Annotated in this window: 15 protein-coding genes; 7 read left to right on the top strand and 8 right to left on the bottom strand. The window is 71.2% G+C overall.

Annotation, left to right across the window (positions count from 1 at the left end; all coding sequences use genetic code 11):
* Nucleotides 1–214: 214 nt before the first annotated feature.
* Nucleotides 215–1,123, bottom strand: coding sequence for a DUF305 domain-containing protein (locus B086_RS40930; RefSeq protein ID WP_158690431.1), 909 nt, complete (start codon nt 1,121–1,123; stop codon nt 215–217).
* Nucleotides 1,124–1,439: 316 nt separating this feature from the next.
* On the opposite strand from B086_RS40930, the gene B086_RS0127320 reads away from it, so the two are divergent.
* A complete protein-coding gene (locus B086_RS0127320; protein ID WP_026252823.1) occupies nt 1,440–2,450 on the top strand; it encodes a questin oxidase family protein in 1,011 nt (336 codons plus the stop codon).
* Nucleotides 2,451–2,659: 209 nt separating this feature from the next.
* Here B086_RS0127320 and B086_RS0127315 read toward each other — a convergent pair whose 3' ends face one another.
* The gene (locus B086_RS0127315) at nt 2,660–3,028 is read right to left on the bottom strand and encodes a DUF6479 family protein (RefSeq protein WP_018569613.1); all 369 of its coding nucleotides are present in this window, start codon (nt 3,026–3,028) and stop codon (nt 2,660–2,662) included.
* A gap of 173 nt (nt 3,029–3,201) precedes the next feature.
* Between B086_RS0127315 and B086_RS0127310 the strand changes: the two genes are divergently transcribed.
* The 3 genes from B086_RS0127310 (at nt 3,202) to B086_RS0127300 (ending at nt 6,186) form a co-directional block, all read left to right on the top strand.
* A complete protein-coding gene (locus tag B086_RS0127310) occupies nt 3,202–3,594 on the top strand; it encodes a ferredoxin (RefSeq protein WP_026252822.1) in 393 nt (130 codons plus the stop codon).
* A gap of 80 nt (nt 3,595–3,674) precedes the next feature.
* The gene (locus tag B086_RS0127305) at nt 3,675–4,535 is read left to right on the top strand and encodes an oxygenase MpaB family protein (protein ID WP_018569611.1); all 861 of its coding nucleotides are present in this window, start codon (nt 3,675–3,677) and stop codon (nt 4,533–4,535) included.
* Nucleotides 4,536–4,608: 73 nt separating this feature from the next.
* Complete coding sequence (locus B086_RS0127300; RefSeq protein WP_018569610.1) at nt 4,609–6,186, top strand: phytoene desaturase family protein; 1,578 nt, start codon at nt 4,609–4,611, stop codon at nt 6,184–6,186.
* Between the two features lie 200 nt (nt 6,187–6,386).
* On the opposite strand, the gene B086_RS0127295 is transcribed toward B086_RS0127300, so the two are convergent.
* A complete protein-coding gene (locus tag B086_RS0127295; protein WP_018569609.1) occupies nt 6,387–8,183 on the bottom strand; it encodes a serine hydrolase in 1,797 nt (598 codons plus the stop codon).
* Nucleotides 8,184–8,722: 539 nt separating this feature from the next.
* Between B086_RS0127295 and B086_RS44750 the strand changes: the two genes are divergently transcribed.
* Entirely contained in the window at nt 8,723–10,087 is a 1,365-nt protein-coding gene (locus B086_RS44750) for a hypothetical protein (RefSeq protein WP_158690430.1), read from the top strand.
* A 185-nt stretch (nt 10,088–10,272) separates the two neighbouring features.
* On the opposite strand, the gene B086_RS0127280 is transcribed toward B086_RS44750, so the two are convergent.
* The 5 genes from B086_RS0127280 to B086_RS0127260 form a co-directional block, all read right to left on the bottom strand.
* Nucleotides 10,273–11,454, bottom strand: a complete 1,182-nt coding sequence (locus tag B086_RS0127280; RefSeq protein ID WP_018569607.1) for a TniB family NTP-binding protein — start codon at nt 11,452–11,454, stop codon at nt 10,273–10,275.
* Between the two features lie 5 nt (nt 11,455–11,459).
* Entirely contained in the window at nt 11,460–13,586 is a 2,127-nt protein-coding gene (locus B086_RS0127275; protein ID WP_018569606.1) for a Mu transposase C-terminal domain-containing protein, read from the bottom strand.
* Nucleotides 13,586–14,353 carry a TnsA-like heteromeric transposase endonuclease subunit gene (locus B086_RS0127270; protein WP_018569605.1) on the bottom strand — a complete coding sequence of 256 codons (768 nt, stop codon included), beginning with the start codon at nt 14,351–14,353 and terminating at the stop codon, nt 13,586–13,588. Before B086_RS0127270 ends, B086_RS0127275 begins: the two co-directional genes overlap by 1 nt.
* Nucleotides 14,350–15,060: a hypothetical protein gene (locus tag B086_RS0127265; protein WP_158690429.1), complete on the bottom strand. Its 711-nt coding sequence runs from the start codon at nt 15,058–15,060 to the stop codon at nt 14,350–14,352. The genes B086_RS0127270 and B086_RS0127265 overlap by 4 nt, the downstream gene beginning before the upstream one ends.
* A 61-nt stretch (nt 15,061–15,121) precedes the next feature.
* On the bottom strand, nt 15,122–16,132 hold the full coding sequence (locus B086_RS0127260) for a TniQ family protein (protein ID WP_026252820.1): 1,011 nt from the start codon (nt 16,130–16,132) through the stop codon (nt 15,122–15,124).
* Nucleotides 16,133–16,200: 68 nt separating this feature from the next.
* On the opposite strand from B086_RS0127260, the gene B086_RS42275 reads away from it, so the two are divergent.
* Together B086_RS42275 and B086_RS0127250 are read left to right on the top strand one after the other, a co-directional pair.
* Nucleotides 16,201–16,455 (top strand): helix-turn-helix domain-containing protein, encoded by a 255-nt coding sequence (locus B086_RS42275; protein ID WP_026252819.1) that lies wholly within the window; start codon nt 16,201–16,203, stop codon nt 16,453–16,455.
* A 122-nt stretch (nt 16,456–16,577) separates the two neighbouring features.
* Nucleotides 16,578–17,954, top strand: a complete 1,377-nt coding sequence (locus B086_RS0127250) for an IS1380 family transposase (protein WP_018569455.1) — start codon at nt 16,578–16,580, stop codon at nt 17,952–17,954.
* The last annotated feature ends 165 nt before the right edge of the window (nt 17,955–18,119 follow it).

The raw sequence follows: 18,119 nt of genomic DNA, 5'->3' as shown, positions 1-18,119 counted from the left end.
CCCGCGCCCGTGCCCGTGTCCGCGTACGCGCTCGGGCGCGGTCCGTCGAAGAAGGGCCGCCGCCCGGTCGGACGGCCCGAACCGTCCGACCGGGCGACGGCCCGTGCCGTCCCGCGAAGGCCCGGTCGTCCCCCGGTGACCCGTGCCGTCCCGCGACGGCGGATGCCGCCCCGCGCCGTCCCGTGCCGCGCGCGGCGGCGGACCTGAGGCGCCGTCAGTCGCGCGCGGCGCGGCGCCGGCGGCGCAGCAGCAGCGTGCCGACGCCCGCGCCCGCGGCGGCCAGGGCGCACCCGGCGGCGACGAGGGGCCCGGGGGACACGGGGGCGGCGCCCTCTCCGGTGTCCGCCGCGCCCTTGGGCAGCGTCACCGGGGCGGACGCGGCGGTACCGGGGACGGTCGCGGCGTGCGCGCCGTGCCCGGACAGCCAGGCCGAGAAGTCCGCGATCTCCGACTCCTGGCCGGTGGCGCCGGTGGCAGCCGCCGAACGCAGCTCGGCGTGCACGGCGCGGGCCTGCGGCTCCAGGAACTGGATCAGGCCGGAGGTGTGGAGCGGGATCATCATGTCGGCGTACGCCCGGTCGAAGCCGGTGCCCTTGCCGGTGCCGCGCAGCCCGGACAGCAGGCGCTGCACCTCCTGCTCCAGCGCGGCCAGCGTCGTGCGGACGTCGGGGGAGAGCCTGGCCAGGGCCTGGGCCGGTGTCATCGCGTACCACTGCCGCAGCCAGCCGGTGAACTGCTCCACCTGGCGCTGGTGCGCGGTGAGCAGGGTCTGGGCACGGGCGCGCAGGGCGCTGTCCGTGCCGCGGTCCAGTTCCAGGCGGGCCATGTCTACGGCCACTTCGTCGTGCGCGACGATCCCCGCGAGGAACGCGGTCTCCAGGTCCGCGCCCCGCAGCGCCGTCAGCTTCTCGCCGAGCCGGCAGGCGAGCGGCGAGACGGACGCCGCCGCCCCGCCGTCTTCGGCGCGGGCCGCGGGGGACGAGGGGGACGCGGCGGGGACCGCCGGGGGAGGGGAGGCCGCCGCGGAGGACAGGGCGGTGGCCGGTGCGGCGGGCCCGCACAGGACCGCGCCGAGGGTGAACAGCACGGCGCCTCGGCGGCGCCAGGGTATGGGTATGTGCACGGCAGAGCCCTTCAGGGGAGAGGCCGGAAGACAGCCCGGTCGGACCTGGCGCGAGCGGTTCCGCGCGGGTCGCGGGAGCGGGGAGCCGTACGGGGTGTCCGCGTGACCGGCTCGCTCCTCACCGTAGGTACCGTCCCGGGCGCGCACCGCTCCGTTGTGCTCCATCTGGACGTACGCCCTCCGGCGCCCGCGGCCTACGACCGGCCCGGGACCGCGGACCTCCCCGGGAGGGCCGCGAGGACCGCGACCGGAGGACGCGGGGCGTAGGACCTCCGCCCGTTACGCCGCCCGGTGCCGCCCGTCTAGCGTCCTCGCCATGGATGCGACAGGGATGCTCGACGAGGCGTTGCAGCGGCTGCACCGGGCGGGTCCGGAGCGCCTCGGACGGCTCACCAACCACGCCCCGATGGCGGTCGAGGCGCTCGCCGCGCACGGGCAGGCGGGCGCCGTGCACCGCTGGCTGGACCGGTACGCGGACAAGCTGGAGGAGTTCCCGGCCACGGTCGAACCGGTCACCCGCGCCGACTGGCGCACGGCGCTGGGCGATCCGCGCCGCGCCGCCGACTGGATCGGCCACTTCACGCACGAGACGGCCGAGCGGCCCTGGCGCGAGGTGCTCACCGAGTGGTGGCCCCGGCTGCTGCCCGGTCTGTACGGCGGCTCGACCCACCCGGTGATCCGGGTGGGCCACGCCGTCCGCACCCTGCTGGGCGGCGAGGCCACCGGGCCGCGGCTGACCGAACTCGCCCACGGCCTCGGCTACTGGGCCGCCCGCCACCGCCCCGTCACCGGCCTCGCCCCGCTGCCCGGCGCGCACAGCGCGGCTGCCGCCCTGGACGCCGTGGTGCCCCTGACCGATCCGGAGGGCGGCTTCCCGGCCCGCCTCGAACGGGTGACGGCGCTGCCCGTGTGGGCGGCCGGGGTCACCGACCCCGACGAGGCGCACCGGCGGCTGAGCGAACTGGTGCGCGCGGCCACCCACCGGTACGCCACCCACGGCCACGGCGAGGAGACGATGCTCGTGCACGCGGCCACCGCGCCCAACGCCGTGCTGCGCACCCTGCCCGCGCTGCCCCGCGCGCTGTGGGTGCCGAGCCTGCGGGCCGCCTGGACGGCGTCGGCGGCGGTGACCGCCATGTACGCGCCGAAGACACCGGTGGACTACCGCCCCTCGGGCACCTTCGCCCCGGAGGAGGTCGTCGCCCTCGCCCTGGCCCACGGCGACGAGCACGTCATCAAGCTGACCGACACCGCCCTCGACGTCGGCGGCGACCGCGCCCTCGCGGCGGCCCTGCGCGCGGTGGAACTGAGCGAACCCCTGCGGTGAGCACCGGGCGGTCCGGCCGCCGGTCCGCCCGGTCCGGCTCAGCCCTCCGCCTCCGCCTCGACGGCAGGCGCGAGGACTTGAACGTCGCCGCGCCCGGCAGGAGCACGTCCCACGGCGGCACCCCGCCGGGCAGCCGCACAGCGTGTCGGCGGGCCGCCGCGCCGGACAGCGCCGCCCCGGCGCCCGGTACAGGTGCTCGGTACCGCTGCTCAGTGGCGGCCGGGGCCACCGCTGCCGAACGATCCGCTGCCGCCCGCGTCCCAGCGCGGACGCGGGGCCGGGGCACCGGTCCGGGTGCCCGCGTTGCCGTGGCCCGGCAGCCGGTGCGGCGTCAGCCGGCCGCCGTCGCGCGGCACTTCGTCCGGTTCGCGGTTCTCCAGCACCGAGCCGACCGGGCCCGAGCCGGGCAGCCGCGGCTGCTCGTCGGGGCGCGGTGGCGCGGGCTCCCGGCGGCGGATGCGCGCGCCCATCCAGAAGGCGCCGATCAGCAGGGCCACCAGGACGAGCCCGGCGACGAACGGCCAGATGCCGATCGCGGCCCCGTGGGCCGCGGCGATGTCCAGCGGTGCGTTGTCCATGGGCCGCGGGTACCCGAGACCCCCGCCGCGAACCCGGCGCCTCGCGGACCCGGGACCGGTCCGCCGCGCCCACCGGTCCCGGCCCGCTCGTGCCCCCGGCCGGGTGACGGAGGACGTCCGTGACCCCCGCGCGCCCCGGGTTTGGCGGCCGTGGCACCGGCTACTCGCAGGATGTGACCACGACGCATACGACATCATCGACGCCTTCGCAACAGGAACTCGTCCGGTTCCTGGAGGACCGCTTCGCGTGTGCGCAGGCGTGTACGGAGTGCGCGCGGGCCTGCGCGCTGCGCGCCAGTCTGGTGGACGTCGGCCAGGGCGAGGAACTGGAGCTCCTGCGGCGCAGGGGCATCATGTGCGCGGAGGTCTGCGACGCCACGTGCAGAGCGCTGTCCGAGCAGAACAGCGAGGACGAGGCCGCCGTCCGCGCGCAACTGGAGTGGTGCGTGACCGTCTGCCTGGAGACCGCGCACGTCTTCGACCGGCACCCCGGCGCCGAGCAGGCCGCGGACGCCTGCCGCACCTGCGCCAAGGTCTGCGGCGAGTTCACGGCGAGCCTGGGCTGAGCCGTCGGCGCCGCGCGCGGACCACCCGGCTGTCCGGCCCGCCCGTCGACCCGCCGCGGGCGCCGCGTTAGCCTGCCTGCGTGGAGACCATACGCACGGGCGACCCCGGCCTCTTCGGCCCGGGTTCGGTGACGTGGCAGGCGCACAGCGACCCCATGATGTGGATCGCGGGCATCCGGGCCCTGTACCTCCAGGCCCTGCACCCGCGCGCGGTGCGGGGCGTGATGGAGAACTCCGACTTCCGCCGCGACGCCTGGGGCCGGCTGCTGCGCACCGCGCACTTCGTCGGCACCACCACGTACGGCACGACGGACGCCGCCGAGCAGGCGGGCGCCCGGGTCCGCAGGATCCACCGGCTGCTGTCGGCCACCGACCCGGACACCGGGGCGCGGTTCGGGATCGACGACCCCGAACTGCTGCTGTGGGTGCACTGCGCGGAGATCGACTCCTATCTGCACGTGCTGTGGCGCTCCGGATTCCCGCTCACCCGCGCCCGCGCCGACCGCTATGTCGCCGAGCACCGCACGAGCGCCCGGCTGGTCGGCCTGGACCCGGACACCGTGCCCGCCTCCCGCGCCGCACTGGCCGCCTACTTCGCCCGGGTCCGCCCGGACCTCGCCGCCGGTGCCGACGCCCGTGCCGTGGACGACTTCCTGCGCCGCCCGCCCGTCCACCCGCTGCTCGTCCCGGCCCGCGAGGTGCTGTGGCGGCAGGTGGCGCACCTCGCCTACGCCTCCCTGCCCCCGTACGCGCACGACCTCTACGGCAGGCCCGCCCCGGCGCCCGCCGTCGTCACCCGGCGGCTGCGGACGGCGGGCGCGCTGCTGCGCTGCGTGCCCGCGCAGGTGCGCTGGCAGCTCCCGCCCCGGCACATCCTGAGCGCGGTGGCGCGGCTCGGCCCCGCCGCCCGCCCCGCGCCCCGCCGCTCCCGCACCCCCTGACCGGCACGCCGCACCGGCGTCCGCGCCCGCCAGCGCCCTGGCCGCCGCGGAACTCCTCGTGCTACCAAGAGCCATGAGCGCACACGAGGCATCCGGCGGCTACGACGTGGTGATCGTCGGCGGCGGGCACAACGGCCTGGTCGCCGCCGCCTACCTGGCCCGCGCCGGGCGGTCGGTGCTGGTGCTGGAACGGCTGGACCACACCGGCGGCGCGGCCGTCTCCACCCGCCCGTTCGCCGGGGTGGACGCCCGGCTGTCCCGCTACTCCTACCTGGTCAGCCTGCTGCCCGGGAAGATCCTGCGGGACCTCGGCCTGGATGTCCGGCTGCGCCCGCGCACCGTCTCCTCGTACACCCCGGCCCGACGGAACGGCCGGGCGACCGGGCTGCTCGTGGGCGGCGGCGAGGAACGCACCCGGGAGGCGTTCGCCCGGCTCACCGGCTCGGACCGCGAGTGGCGGGCCTGGCAGCGCTTCTACGCCCTGACCGGCCGCGTCGCCCGGCAGGTCTTCCCCACCCTGACCGAGCCGCTGCCCGGCCGCGAGGAGCTGCGCCGCCGGATCGGCGACGAGGACGCCTGGCGGATGCTGTTCGAGGAGCCCGTCGGGGTGGCCGTGGAGCGGTTCTTCGCCGACGACCTGGTGCGCGGGGTGGTCCTCACCGACGCCCTCATCGGCACCTTCGCCGACGCCCACGACCCGGCCCTGCCGCAGAACCGCTGCTTCCTCTACCACGTGATCGGCGGCGGCACCGGCGCCTGGGACGTGCCGGTCGGCGGCATGGGCGCGCTCACCGACGCCCTCGCGGACGCGGCGCGCGCGGCGGGCGCCCGCGTGCTGACCGGCCACGAGGCGGTCCGTATCGCCACCGACGGGCGCCGCGCCGAGGTCACCTACCGGACCGGGGACGGCGAGGGCACGGTGGACGCCCGGCACGTCCTGGTGAACGCCTCCCCGCAGGCCCTGGCCGCCCTCACCGGCGAGCAGGCGCCCGAGCCCGCCGAGGGCGCCCAGTTCAAGGTGAACATGCTGCTGGAGCGGCTGCCCCGGCTGCGGGACACCTCCGTCGATCCGCGCGAGGCGTTCGCGGGCACCTTCCACATCGCCGAGGGCTACCGCGAGCTGGCCGCCGCCCACGCCCAGGCCGCCGCGGGCGAGCTGCCCGCCGCGCCGCCCTCCGAGATCTACTGCCACTCGCTGACCGACCCCACGATCCTCGGCCCGGACCTGCGCGCGAGCGGCCACCAGACCCTCACCCTGTTCGGCCTGCACACCCCGGCCCGGCTGTTCGCCCGCGACAACGACGCCGTACGGGAGAAGCTGCTGGCGGCGACCCTCGCCCAGCTCGACGCGCACCTGGCCGAACCGCTCGCCGACTGCCTGGCGCGGGACGCCGAGGGACGGCCGTGCGTCGAGGCCAGGACGCCGCTGGACCTGGAGCGCGACCTCGGCCTGCCCGGCGGCAACATCTTCCACCGGGCGCTGAGCTGGCCCTACGCCCAGGAGGGCACCGGCCGCTGGGGCGTGGAGACCGCACACGCCAACGTGCTGCTGTGCGGGGCGGGCGCGGTGCGCGGCGGCGGGGTCAGCGGCGTACCGGGGCACAACGCGGCCATGGCGGTGCTGGAGGGGCCCGCCGGGCAGAGCGGCTGAACGCCCCGGTCCCGCGCGGGCATCCCGGCGGGAGACGGAACCCGCGGCAGGACCGGCCGCCCTCCCCGGCACCCGGCCCGTCCGCGTGCGCGACGCTCCTGCCGAACCCGCGAACCCGCGAACCCGCGAACCCGCGAACCCGCGAACCCGCCGTCCTGCCGGGAGGCGGGCCCGCCGGACGTGTGGCGGCCGTCGCGCGCTCAGTCGGCGGACGCCGTCCAGCCCCGCGCCTCCAGCCGGGCCGCGTCCGCCGGACGGGACTCGTCGAACAGCACCCGTCGGCGCGTCTGGACCCGCTGGGCGTCGACGTACGCGCCGCGCCCCACATAGAGGCGGTCCGTGGTGTAGCGCCAGCGCAGCGCCAGTTGCCGGGCCGCCGGGAGCGCGGCGGTCACCTCGTGCCAGCGGCGCCCGGAGTAGCCGGTGGCGATGCCGTCCGGATGCTGCTCGGGGCGCCCGCCCCGGCGCACGGCCGTGAACGGCACCGGCTGCCAGGCCGCGCCCCCGTCGGCGGACGCCTCCAGCACGAGCACGTCCGACTGCGGCTCGGTGTCCCACCACAGGGAGCAGCGCAGCCGCGCCCCGCCCGCCGAGGTGTCGAGCGCGGGCAGCGCCAGCGTCGCGGTGCCCGCGCTCGCCATGCCGGAGAACCAGGCCGTACGGCCCCGCTGCGGGCGGACCGCGACGGCCCGTGCCAGGTCGTTGCCGGTCGCCACCCGGGGAGCCGAGCCGGAGCGCCAGCTGCGCACCGGGTGCACCGAGTTGCCGAGCACCACCAGGAACGAGTCGGTCGTCGGGTCCAGCACCAGCGATGTACCGGTGAAGCCGGTGTGGCCCGCCGTGGTCGGTGTGGCCATCGCGCCCATGTACCAGTGCTGGTAGAGCTCGAAGCCGAGGCCGTGCGCGTCGCCGGGGAAGGCCGTGTTGAAGTCGGTGAACATCAGCTGCACCGACTCCGGGCGCAGGATGCGGGCGTGCCCGTAGGCGCCGCCGTCGAGCAGGGTCCGGGCGAGCACCGCCAGGTCCCAGGCGCAGGAGAACACGCCCGCGTGCCCGGCGACCCCGCCCAGGCTGTACGCGTTCTCGTCGTGCACCTCGCCCCACACCAGGCCCCGGTCCAGGGCGGACCAGGGTTTGCGGGCGTCCTCGGTGGCGGCGATCGACGGCTTCCAGGAGGCGGGCGGGTTGTAGCGGGTGCGGTGCAGACCGAGCGGCCCGGCGATCTCCTCGGCCAGCTGGACGTCCAGCGGGCGGCCCGTGATCTTCTCCAGCACCAGTTGCAGGGAGATCATGTTCAGATCGGAGTACAGGTACACGGTGCCGGGCGGGTTCAGCGGCGCCTCGTCCCAGATCATCTCCAGCTTCCGCTCGTACGTCGGCGCGTCGTACAGCGGCAGGTCCGGCCGGAAACCGGAGGTGTGGGTGAGCAGTTGACGGATCGTCACGGACTGCTTGCCCGCGCGCGCGAAGTCCGGGAGGTAGGAGGCGACCGCGCCCTCCAGCTCCAGCGCGCCCCGCTCGATCTGCTGGACGGCCAGGATCGAGGTGAACAGCTTGGACAGGGACGCCAGGTCGAAGACGGTGTCCCTGGTCGTCGGGTGCTGCTGCTCGGGCGGGAACTCCACGGCGGTGTCGGTCTTCTCGTCGTACGACGCGTAGCGCACCGCCATGCCGATCGGCTCGTGCAGGGCCACGGTGGAACCCCGCCCCGCGAGCAGCACCGCGCCCGCGTACCAGGGGTGCACGGGGGACGGCCCGAGGAACGCCTCGGCGTCGGCGACGAGTTGCCGCAGCGGGCCGGGGAGCAGTCCCGCCTGCTGCGGGGAGCCGTGCCGCAGGGTCGCGCGCGCGGCGGCGGACCCCGGCCGGGTGGACGCGGCGGCCGGGGCCGCCGGGAGGGCGGCGATGCCGAGCGCGCCGCCCAGGAGCAGGGACACCTGGCCCAGTCGGCGCCGGGTGAGGCCGCGCCCCTCCGCTTCTGCCGTGCCGTCACTCATCGTGGAGACCTCCCGCGCGCCGCCTGAAAGTATCTTTCGAGACTTGCTGTGCGGAGTGAAACTTTTATGTCAGGAGCGGCCGTTGTCAACGGGGCGTGCGCGAACACACGCTCAGGTGACGGCAGATGGGAGACGGCTGTCGGACCGCGCCGGAGATTTCAGTACGCAAGGCTCTGACCTGAGCATTGAAATCTTTGATGCGGTGACATACGCCACACTCGCCGCACGATAGATTTCACTATCCGACGCCCAGAGCCGTCAGGGCCCGAGAGGGTTTTCACTCAGCGTGACCGATCACAGCAAGCGAGGGGCGCACGCAGAAGGCTCAGTGTCTACCGCATCCCACGCCTTGCCTCGAGAGGTACATCAGGGGCGGCTGTCCGTCACCAAGCGTCTGACTGTTTCGCAGTCTTGCTGTCTCCGCACCGCAGCCCGCGGGAGGAGCGGGCCGCGTCGGCGCATTCGGTACGCAACTCGCGATGAAACCCGGCAGGATGTTGAGCGGATTACCGCGACCAATGGTCAAACAAGGAGATTCCGTGGAGCTTGATGAGGTACGTCGGGGTTTGCTCCTCGCGCGCGACAGCATCAGAACCCCCGTCGACTACTTCACTTTCCAAAAAGAACTAGCACAAGAGATTCGCGACACCGAGAAACGCAAAGATGAGGACGCCAAGACCCATAAGCACCTGCTGCGCCTCATTGGCGACTCGCTAGCCTGGGAACTTCTCGACAGTCACGCAATTCGAGAGTTGGCACGGGACCGACTGCGCCCCGCAAATCTGAGCAGCCAAGGAGAAGACTTTGACTTCGTCCTTAGCGTGGCCGAGAAGATAGCCAAACTTGGCGGGATTCCCATTGTGGCCGATGTTACACACCTGGTCGCCGTAGGAGACGTAGTCACCGTGACCCCCAACGGCATTCACATCGCAGAATGCAAGAATAGAGTCACGCCGAAGCGTCCACCTACAGGAAGGATCGCCCGGCAAGAGCAGCGGGGAGCCAAGGCATCTTCCTACTTGACTCACGGATTTTTCTCGGAATCGGATGAAAAACAGGCAATCGCGGTCGGAATCACTGCCACGCAACCCGCGCATGACGTCCTGCGGCAATGCATTGAGGATGCATCGGCTAACGACTCCGGGGCCTCCGTCGCACGGCTGGGCGACAGAGACCTATTGCTCGCATCGTGGGATAGGGGAAACGACCCCGGAGCGGCCCTGGAAGGCTTGACAGAATCGCTCGACATGCAAGATTGGGAAATCCCTGTAATGGGGGGTTTCATGGATGCAGTAACGAACCCCTCTCCTTTCGCAGCAAACCCCTACGCACTCCCCATCCCCAGAGAGCAGAGGTCCGCGCTGGCCGAAGGCGAGCTAGTCCTTATACGGTTTGCCGACCTAGCCAAGCTTCAATTCGCAACCAAGACACCAATTGGCGAAGAACTGCGAATGAGTGTCCGCAAGGCGGGTGGCGACTACCAATTGAAAATGAACATTGCGGGCATAGATCGTGAAGTTTCAAGGCGCTTCATTGACAGCATCCTATGGGGCTTTCTGCCAGTTTCCGGAATCAGAGAAACACTGATCCGATTCGCAGAAATCGTGAACGAATCCCTAAAAAATCCAAGTGGCGACTTGACTCCTGCCCCATCTCCTACGATTGACACGTACTCCAGCTTTGTCTACCGAGGTTCAGAAGATGCCTCGAATGTAGTTGTGGCTGGCAGTCTGGCTCAGCTCTCCAGGCAGGGAGTGCGCATCCCATGGGAAGATCTTGCGGAATTTAATGCCGATGACTCCCACTCGCTCATCCCAATGATGATTTTCAATGATGGCGGAAAGTTGACGGCCAGGATCGTCACCGAACAGGAGGTCAAGCATTTCGATTTCCCAGACATCTAACGAAAGTCATGCACACGCGAGAGCTACTGAGTTTTAATTGTGATGTTGGTTAGCCGTCTGTGATCAGGTCAACCTCAGCCGGACACCTGTCGGCCAGGTCCGATTGGTACTGGATCTGCTTAAGTCCCCGACGAGCCTGGTTCTCCTGCCCGGTCTCGCCGGGGGTCACTCTTTCCGGTGATTCTCTAACCGGCTGCGGCCTCGCCGTCCTCTTCTTCAGGCTTGTCGGGCGCGGGCGGCTGGGGGTCCTCCTGCCAGAACGTCTCGTAGGTGCTCTGTGCGTGTTCGTTGATCACGATGCTGTCGAGGAGTTTCCGGTCGATCCGTTCTGTCCCGGTGAGCATCGCGTCGGCTGCGGCTTCGCGGACGAGTTCCGCGAGGGAGCTGATGTTGCCTCCGGTGCGGCGGTGCAGGTACTTCCACAGTCCGGCGAGGGTTCCAGGCTGGTGCCGGTAGAGGACGAGGGCGTTCTCCATGGCGCTGATGACGGAGACCCAGTCGGATTTCTCTTCCTTGGTCTTGATGGCGTACGGGGTCATGTGGAGGAGGGTGTTGCGGCCGGCTGTCTGAGTGACGCGGGCGGCGCCGGTGCCTTCGAGGAAGAGGCCGGAGTGCTTGAGGTCGACGCCGGTGTAGATGAAGGTGGCCGCAGTGTGGTTGGCGATGTACTTCAGATGGTCGTTGACGACCTTGCCCTCCTTGAGGGAGAGGTCCATGAAGTGGGCGTCGTCGATGATCACGAGTTCGACGCCGACGAGGCGCATCTTCTCCAGGACGAGCCGGGTGATGTCGGTCTTGGTCGCGCCCGAGCGGTAGCTCTGGCCGATGTATTCAGCGAGGGCTATGGACAGGTCCTTGGGTGTGGCCTGTGAGGGGATGTTGATATAGACGACGGGTGTGTAGTCGATCAGGTGGTCATCGACTACGTACTGCAAGGTGAAGCGCTCGGGGTGGTCGCGCCGCAGCTCGTGCTCGAAGTCGTAGGCGAAGGCCTTGACCAGGGTGGATTTGCCGAGGGTGGCGGGGCCGTCGAGGACGATGCCGCGGCGGGCTCCGGCGGGCTGGTGCGCGTTGGTCATCATCCGGCGGCGGATCTGGTGGTGGATCGTCTGCATCTGGCTGGTGCGGACGATGACGAGGGCGCTGTGGTGGGCGGCGCGGGCTTGGTTGTGGCGGCGGCGTTCTTCGGGACTGAGCTTCTCGTAGGTCTCGCTGTCCAGCAGTAGCGGCCGGGGAGGGAGGCGGTAGTCGAGGTACTCACGCCATTCCTCTTTGGTGCGCGGTTCGGAGAGGCCCGGGTGTCTAAAGTCGCCGGGGCCGTAGGAGGGGCTGCTGCTCTCGCCGTCGAAGGGCGGTGTGGTCGGCATTGTGGTCAGCCCTCCTGGCTGGTGTGGGAGTTCCAGACCTCGGCGGGCTGGACGGTGAAGGGGTCAAAATCATCGTCGGCCGGGTCGGGGATGGCGTGAAGGGACGCGATGGCCGATTTCACACTGCCGGGGGGTACGAGCGACGGGGCGGTGATGGCGGGCGTGGAGCGCGCTTCGTCCTGGGCCTGTGCCTGGGCGCGGTGGCGGTCCCGGGTGTGCCGTTTGCGGTCAGCCCTGGTCCAGGTCTCGGGGGCGTCGGTGCGGTTTTGTAGGTCCCACAGGGCCTGCGCGATCTTCTCCTGGTAGTCCTTGTCCTTCGGGTCTCCGCCGCGGAGTTCGACCAGGCGCTTGGCCTCTCGCAGGGTGATGTCAGTGAAGGGCTGGAGATCGCTGAGCGCCTTGGTCCAGTCGAGGACGTACCACTCGTTGTCGCTGGGGTTGTGGAAGTAGGCGTGCAGGAGGTTCCGGGGGTCGTACCGGATGGGCCAGCGCTCGCCGTTGTACGGGGAATTAGCCCGCCGGAACCCGTAGAGCACCGGCGCGTTGTAGACGAGGTAGTTAAGTTCGACCCCGTAGGTGTTGATCGTGCGTCCGGCGTCGGCGATGGGCAGCAGTTCGTAGTACATGGCGGGGTCGCGCGGGCAGTCGACGAAGCCGGCGGCGCCGAGCGCCATGGCGTACGCCTCGTTGGGCGAGACGTTCAGGTCGGGGAAGCCGTGCAGGTGCAGCCCGGCGTGGTGCTTGTTCTGGTAGACCGCGACGACGTATTCGGCGAAGAACTCGGCGATCTCGTCCAGCGTCCAACGGGCCTGTTGTTCGGGGTTCTTGCCCCGGTGGGCGACGTTGAAGCCCTTGTACCCGGCGACGTGCATGGAGAACTGTTCGCGGATGGTGCCGAAGAGGCGCTCGACGTGAGGCTTGTCGGTGGGCTGTAGCTTCCGGGCGTCCTGCATATCGATCTTCCATTTGCGGCAGGCTCGCTGGACGACGTCGGATTTGTAGGGTTTTCCGTGGCCGTAGAGCAGGGTCTCGGGGTAGATGACGGGGCGGGCGGCGGCTTCGGCGAGGCGTTCGTCCAGGCTGAGGTGGCGCTGGTAGGGGACGCGGAGCATCTGGTAGCGCAGGGCGGCGGCCCAGGCTGGACGCATAGGTTCGGGGGTCATGACGTCGGCGAGGAGCAGGCCGATGTCGATGGCTTTGGTTCCGAGCGGGGTCAGCCACCAGGCGAGGATGGAGCGGGTGGCGATGTCGAGGGCGATGGTGAGTTCGACGTTGTAGGTGTCGTTCATCACGGGGTCGTAGGCGAAGACGTCCAGCGGGGTGGTGTCGAGCATGACGACCTGGCCGGGCCGGTGGGCGATGACGTTGCCGAAGGTGCGGTCGGGCTGGTTGGCGTCCGAGATCCGCTGGTAGGCAGGGTCTGAGGGGCTTCGGTGGAGCAAGATTCTGACGACGCGCCGGAAGGTGTCTTCCTTGGGCAGGAGGACCGTGCCGGGTCCGTAGTCGGCGTCCAGCCGGTTCTGGGTGCGGCGGCGGAAGCGGGTGGAGACGCTGGAGGAGCTGTCGAAGCGTTCGGCTGCTGCCTGTTCCCGGATCGCGGCGATCACGCGGTCGTCGATGTTGCGCAGCGGATTCTTGAGGCGGACCTTGCGCCGGTCGACCAGGGCCCAAAGTCCGTTCTCCTGCCATTCGTCCAGGAGTTGCCAGATCCGGCGTGAGGTGAGGCCGAGTTCGGCCGCTTTCGATTCGACGCGGGTGCTGAGCGGGAGGTCGGGGCGGTACTCGGGGCGGGGTTCGCCGGGCTGGGCAGCGAGGGAGTCTCCCGATAGGTAGCCGGTGGTGGCCTCTTTGAGGTGTTCTTCCAGTTTGAGGGCTTTGTCGCGGACTTCCTTGGGCAGCAGCGCCAGGACCCCGCCGGGGTCGAGGCCCGCGGCGGGGTCGGCGGCTTCGGGCGGCAGTACGGTCCGAGCGCGGAAGGAGGGGTCGGTCAGGAGGACGCTGAGCATGATGGTCTGGTGGTGTCCGGAGGCCGAGCGGAGCCTGATCAGGGCGCCGGTGATGCCGGTGACTTGGTGCTGTTCCTCCTCGAACTCGATCCAGTCGGTGGCGGCGATGCGGTGGCGCTGGTCCATCAGGTGTGCTCCAGGGCAGGCGCGGTCCATACCGGGGTGTGGTCGCGCAGGGGCTGGGTGAGGTCGAACAGCAGGTGCTGACGCCACATGAGGTGGTATGTGACGGCGCGTTCGACCTGGGGGTCGGGCCACAGGGACAGCAGTTCGGCGATGCTGACGGGGTTCTGGGCCCGGAAGAGGAGAACGTGGGCGACGGGGGCCGCGGCGTTCAGGGGGCGGCGGTAGCCGGCGAGCCATTCGACGGTGGCCCACAGCTGGGGGTCCGGTTCGCCGACCATCTGGTAGTCCCAGCCGAGTATCCGGCAAGCTGCGGCGGTGCGGCGGGCCTGGTGCTGGACCTTGGGCTTGTCGATCTGTTCGGGGTTCTTCACGTCCAGCAGCAGCACGGTGCCGTCGGTGCGGCGGATGAAGAGGTCGGGGTAGTGGGTCCAGGCGCCGTCGGTGTCGACGCCCTCGAAGATGAACGGCTGGGCGGTGAAGCAGGCGACCTTGGAGTCGAAGTCGAGGAGTTTCATCCAGCGGGCTTCCAGGAAGCTTTCGTATTCCACAAGGGTGTCGCTGCTGGCCGCCCAGTAGAAGCCGGGGGTGTACTTCTGCCCGGCGTAGGAGGGGATGTCCCGGGCGGGCATGCACGTTTCGAAGGGCACCTCGGCGGCCTGATTGGCGGGCATGAGCCGCTCGATGCCGCCGGCGTCGTAGAAGCGGATGAACAGGTGGTGGTCCGCGTGCCGGATCGGGGTCAGGCTGCGGGTTCTCTTCGGGCTCATGTCCCTCCTGGCGTGTCGGGGTGAAGGAGGCCGTGTCCGTAAGCGGTCAGATGGGCGGCGACCGTGTCGGGGATCCAGGCGGCGAAGCGGCGCCACCCTTCCCGGACGGACTCCGTGCTGGCCGATGGCCACAGCCGGGGGTCGTAGGCGGGTGCTTCGCGGACGTCGCCACCGGTGAAGTGCTGCCAGACCCAGGCCGCAGCGTGTCGGCGCCGCTGGAGGGTGACGTCGTGGTCCAGGGGGCGGCACACCTGATACAGCACCGCGTGGGGGACGGCGGTCAGCGTAGCCAGGGCCCGGCGGCGGACCCCGTAGTCGACGAGGCCGCGGCGGTGGTACCGCCGGGCGAGCCGTTCGGCGCTGTCCCAGAACGCGTCGGGGTCGGTGATGCGCTGGACCAGCGTGTTGGCCGCGCGGGCGGCCTTGAGCGGGTCCATGGCCAGATCGCCGGCGGCCTGCTGCCAACTCGGGGCGCCCGCGAGGCGGGCCAAGCACAGGGCGGCCAGGCGGCGCCCGCTGGCCGGGGCCGTGCCCGGCAGATGGGGTGCCAGCAGGTCGGTGTAGTCGTCGGCGTCCACGAGGTGGGGGAGATGGTCCGCAGTGAAGGCGACTACGGGGACGGGGCGGGCGGCGAGGGCCCCGGCGACGCGGGTGGCCGACGGGACGGCGCCCCGCACCAGCGGTTCCAGGCAGGCCGGGCGGGGCACAGCCCTCAGCGGATCGCCCTTGCCCGGGGTGCGGCGCCGGGCGACGGGCCGGCCGATCCACTCACTGAGCAGGTCCGAGCCTGACCGCTGGCCTGGCCCCAGGAGCACGGGCTCGGCCAGGGCGAGGACGGCCGCGGCGTGGGCCGCAGCGGGCGGGACGGCCCCCATCTGGGTGGCCCGAGCCGCCCCGGGTAGCCCGCTGCCGCGCGTGCTGTTCGGCGGTGAACGCCTCGGCCGCCTCATCGGGCAAGAAGGAGCACGCGGCGAGGTCGTCGTCGGTGGCTACCAGCCGGGCCACCGCGGTGGTGAACCGCAGCGCGGCGAAGAACCCCGCGGCGGCCACCGTACGTCCGGCGACACGCGGCACGGTCCGGCCGTCCGCGATGTCCAGGACCCGCTGCTGCAAGGCGGCGAGCGCGGCCGAGACCGGCGTGGCGGGCAGAGCGGCCAGCTTCTGGTCGCACAGCCCGGCCTTGCGCCGCCTGGCCGCCGGCCGGCGGTTGTTGCAACGGCTCAGGTCCATCTCCGGGCGGCGGGAGGAGAGCCGCCGGGGATGACCGTTGTAGCCCTGGCCCAGTCTCGTCCGGCAGCGGCGGCAGACATCCGCCAGCAGGACGTGGTGCACCGGGCACACCGCTGCGATCCCCAGGCGCCACCACAGGGGCCACATCGGACGCTCCGCCAGGCATTTCGGACATGCCCGGCTGGCGGTGAACAGGGCCCACTCCTGGTGGCCGAGCACGGCGAGCGACGGTTCCGAGACCGAGCGGTCCAGTCCGGCGAGGTTCAGAGCCGTCCCCGCGTACCGAGCCAGCTGCATCGCCCGCAGGTCCCGGGCTCCGAGCCCGGTGGCGGCCCCGGCCCGCCGAAGGCTCCGTCCGGAGAGCGCGACGCCGAACAGCAGCGGACGTACCACCACTCCCGGACGGCATTCCAGCCCCAGAGCCAGCGCGGCCTCCCCCGGAGTCAGCTGCCAGTCGGCCGCCGCCCGACTGAGCCACGAGGCGAACGACTCCCCCTCTACGGGGACCAGCACCGCCGGAAGCCGCCGCGGGACAGAGCTCTCCCCCATCGCCTACCCTCGCAACGATCATGTAGGAAATCTCCTACAATTGAGGGACTGTACTACGGTTACCGACTGTGGCGAACAGTGATTCCAATGCCGGGGTGCCGGCCCATCGGCTGGCCTTCGGCCGACGGCTGCGTGCTCTGCGTACACGGGCAGGGCTGACCCAGACCGCCGTGGCCGTGGCGGCCGGGATGGACCGGTCCTTCTACGCCGAGGTCGAAGCGGCTGTTCACAGCGTTTCCGTCGACCGTATCCCCGCACTCGCCCAAGCACTGGGGGTCAAGCCGGCCGACCTCTTCCAGGACACTGAGCCGGGCGACCTCTAGCCTCGCGCTTTCACGAGGTGGGGTGTCCGATGTTTGATCAAATAAGCGGAGAGTGCTCCTGACCTGCAACGATGGGACTTGTCTAGGGTCCTGTTGGCTGCATGGGAAGAAGCACTCTCCAGGTGAAGAAGCGTATCCGGTCGTACCCGCGTGTCCGCATCGAGGGCGGCGGCCGGGCGGTGGTCTCGCAGGCCGGGGGCGTGCTGCTGGTCGAGACCGTGCGCAAGGCCGGTTTGGACACCGCGATATCGGCGGCGCTGACGCCGTGGCGGAAGCCGCGGGCGGTGCACGATCCGGGCAAGATCCTGCTGGACGTGGCCCTGGCGGTCGCGCTGGGCGGGGACTGCCTGGCGGATGTCGCCCTGCTGCGGGCGGAGCCGGCCGTGTTCGGGCCGGTCGCCTCGGATCCGACGGTCTGCCGCCTCATCGACACCCTCGCCTCTTACGGCGGCCGAGCTCTGCAGGCCATCCGTTCCGCGCGAGCTGAAGTCCGCCGAAAGGTCTGGCAGTTGGCCGGCCGGGAAGCGCCCGATGCCGACGGGACGGTGACCGTCGATCTCGACGGGGTGCTGGTGATCGCGCACTCCGACAAGGAGGACGCGGCCCCGACCTGGAAGCGGACCTACGGCCACCACCCGCTGATGGGGTTTGTCGATCACGGGTCGGGTGGCACCGGAGAGCCGGTGGCAGCCCTGCTCAGGCCTGGGAACGCGGGCTCGAACACCGCGGCCGACCACATCACCGCCGCCCAACTGGCCCTGGCCCAGCTGCCGAAGGAATACCGGCGCGGACGTCAGACCCTGATCCGCTGCGACTCCGCGGGCGGCACCCACGACTTCGTCGCCTGGCTCGCCCGGCGAGGGGGGTGGTTGTCCTACTCGGTCGGCATGGTGATCACCGACGCGATCCACCAGCATGTGCTGCAGGTCCCGGCGTCGGCCTGGACGCCGGCCGCCGAGGCGGACGGCGAGATCCGCGACGGCGCCTGGGTCGCCGAACTCACCGGCGACGTCCTGGACGGCTGGCCCAAGGGCATGCGGCTGATCGTCCGCAAGGAGCGACCGCACCCCGGGGCCCAGTTGCGGCTCACGGATGCGGACGGCATGCGGCTGACCTGTTTCGCCACCAACACCGTCGCCCGGCCGATCGCCGAACTCGAGCTCCGTCATCGGCTGCGAGCGAGGGCCGAGGACCGCATCCGGGCCGCCCGGGCCACCGGTCTGCGGAATCTTCCTTTGCACCACACCGCCCAGAACAAGGTCTGGCTGGAGATCGTGCAGATTGCTCTCGACCTGCTGGCCTGGATGCCCATGCTCGCCCTGACCGGCCGGGCAAGGCTCTGGGAACCCCGCCGTCTTCGGCTCCGCCTCTTCTCCGCAGCCGCCCAGCTCGTCACGACCGGCCGGCGTCGCATCCTCCGCCTCGCCCGCCACTGGCCATGGATCGACGAGATCACCGCAGCTCTCGCACGACTCTCTCTCCTGCCGAAGCCAGGCTGACCAGCGACTCTCCGCCCCTACGAGGAGCACCACCCCTACCGGAGCAGTGGAACCCGGCGCCCACCCGACGCGGTACTCGGGCTGTCGGCCTGCCCGGCATCAGCCACCGAAAGCGAAACGGTCCGCCGACTCCGTCGGCGAACCGTCAAGAAAGATCGAGGCTAG

It is taken from the genome of Streptomyces sp. PsTaAH-124 (assembly GCF_000373685.1).
GTDB lineage: Bacteria > Actinomycetota > Actinomycetes > Streptomycetales > Streptomycetaceae > Streptomyces > Streptomyces andamanensis.
The sequence above is the reverse complement of the archived record's forward strand: the minus strand, read 5'-3'. Positions and strand labels throughout refer to the sequence as shown.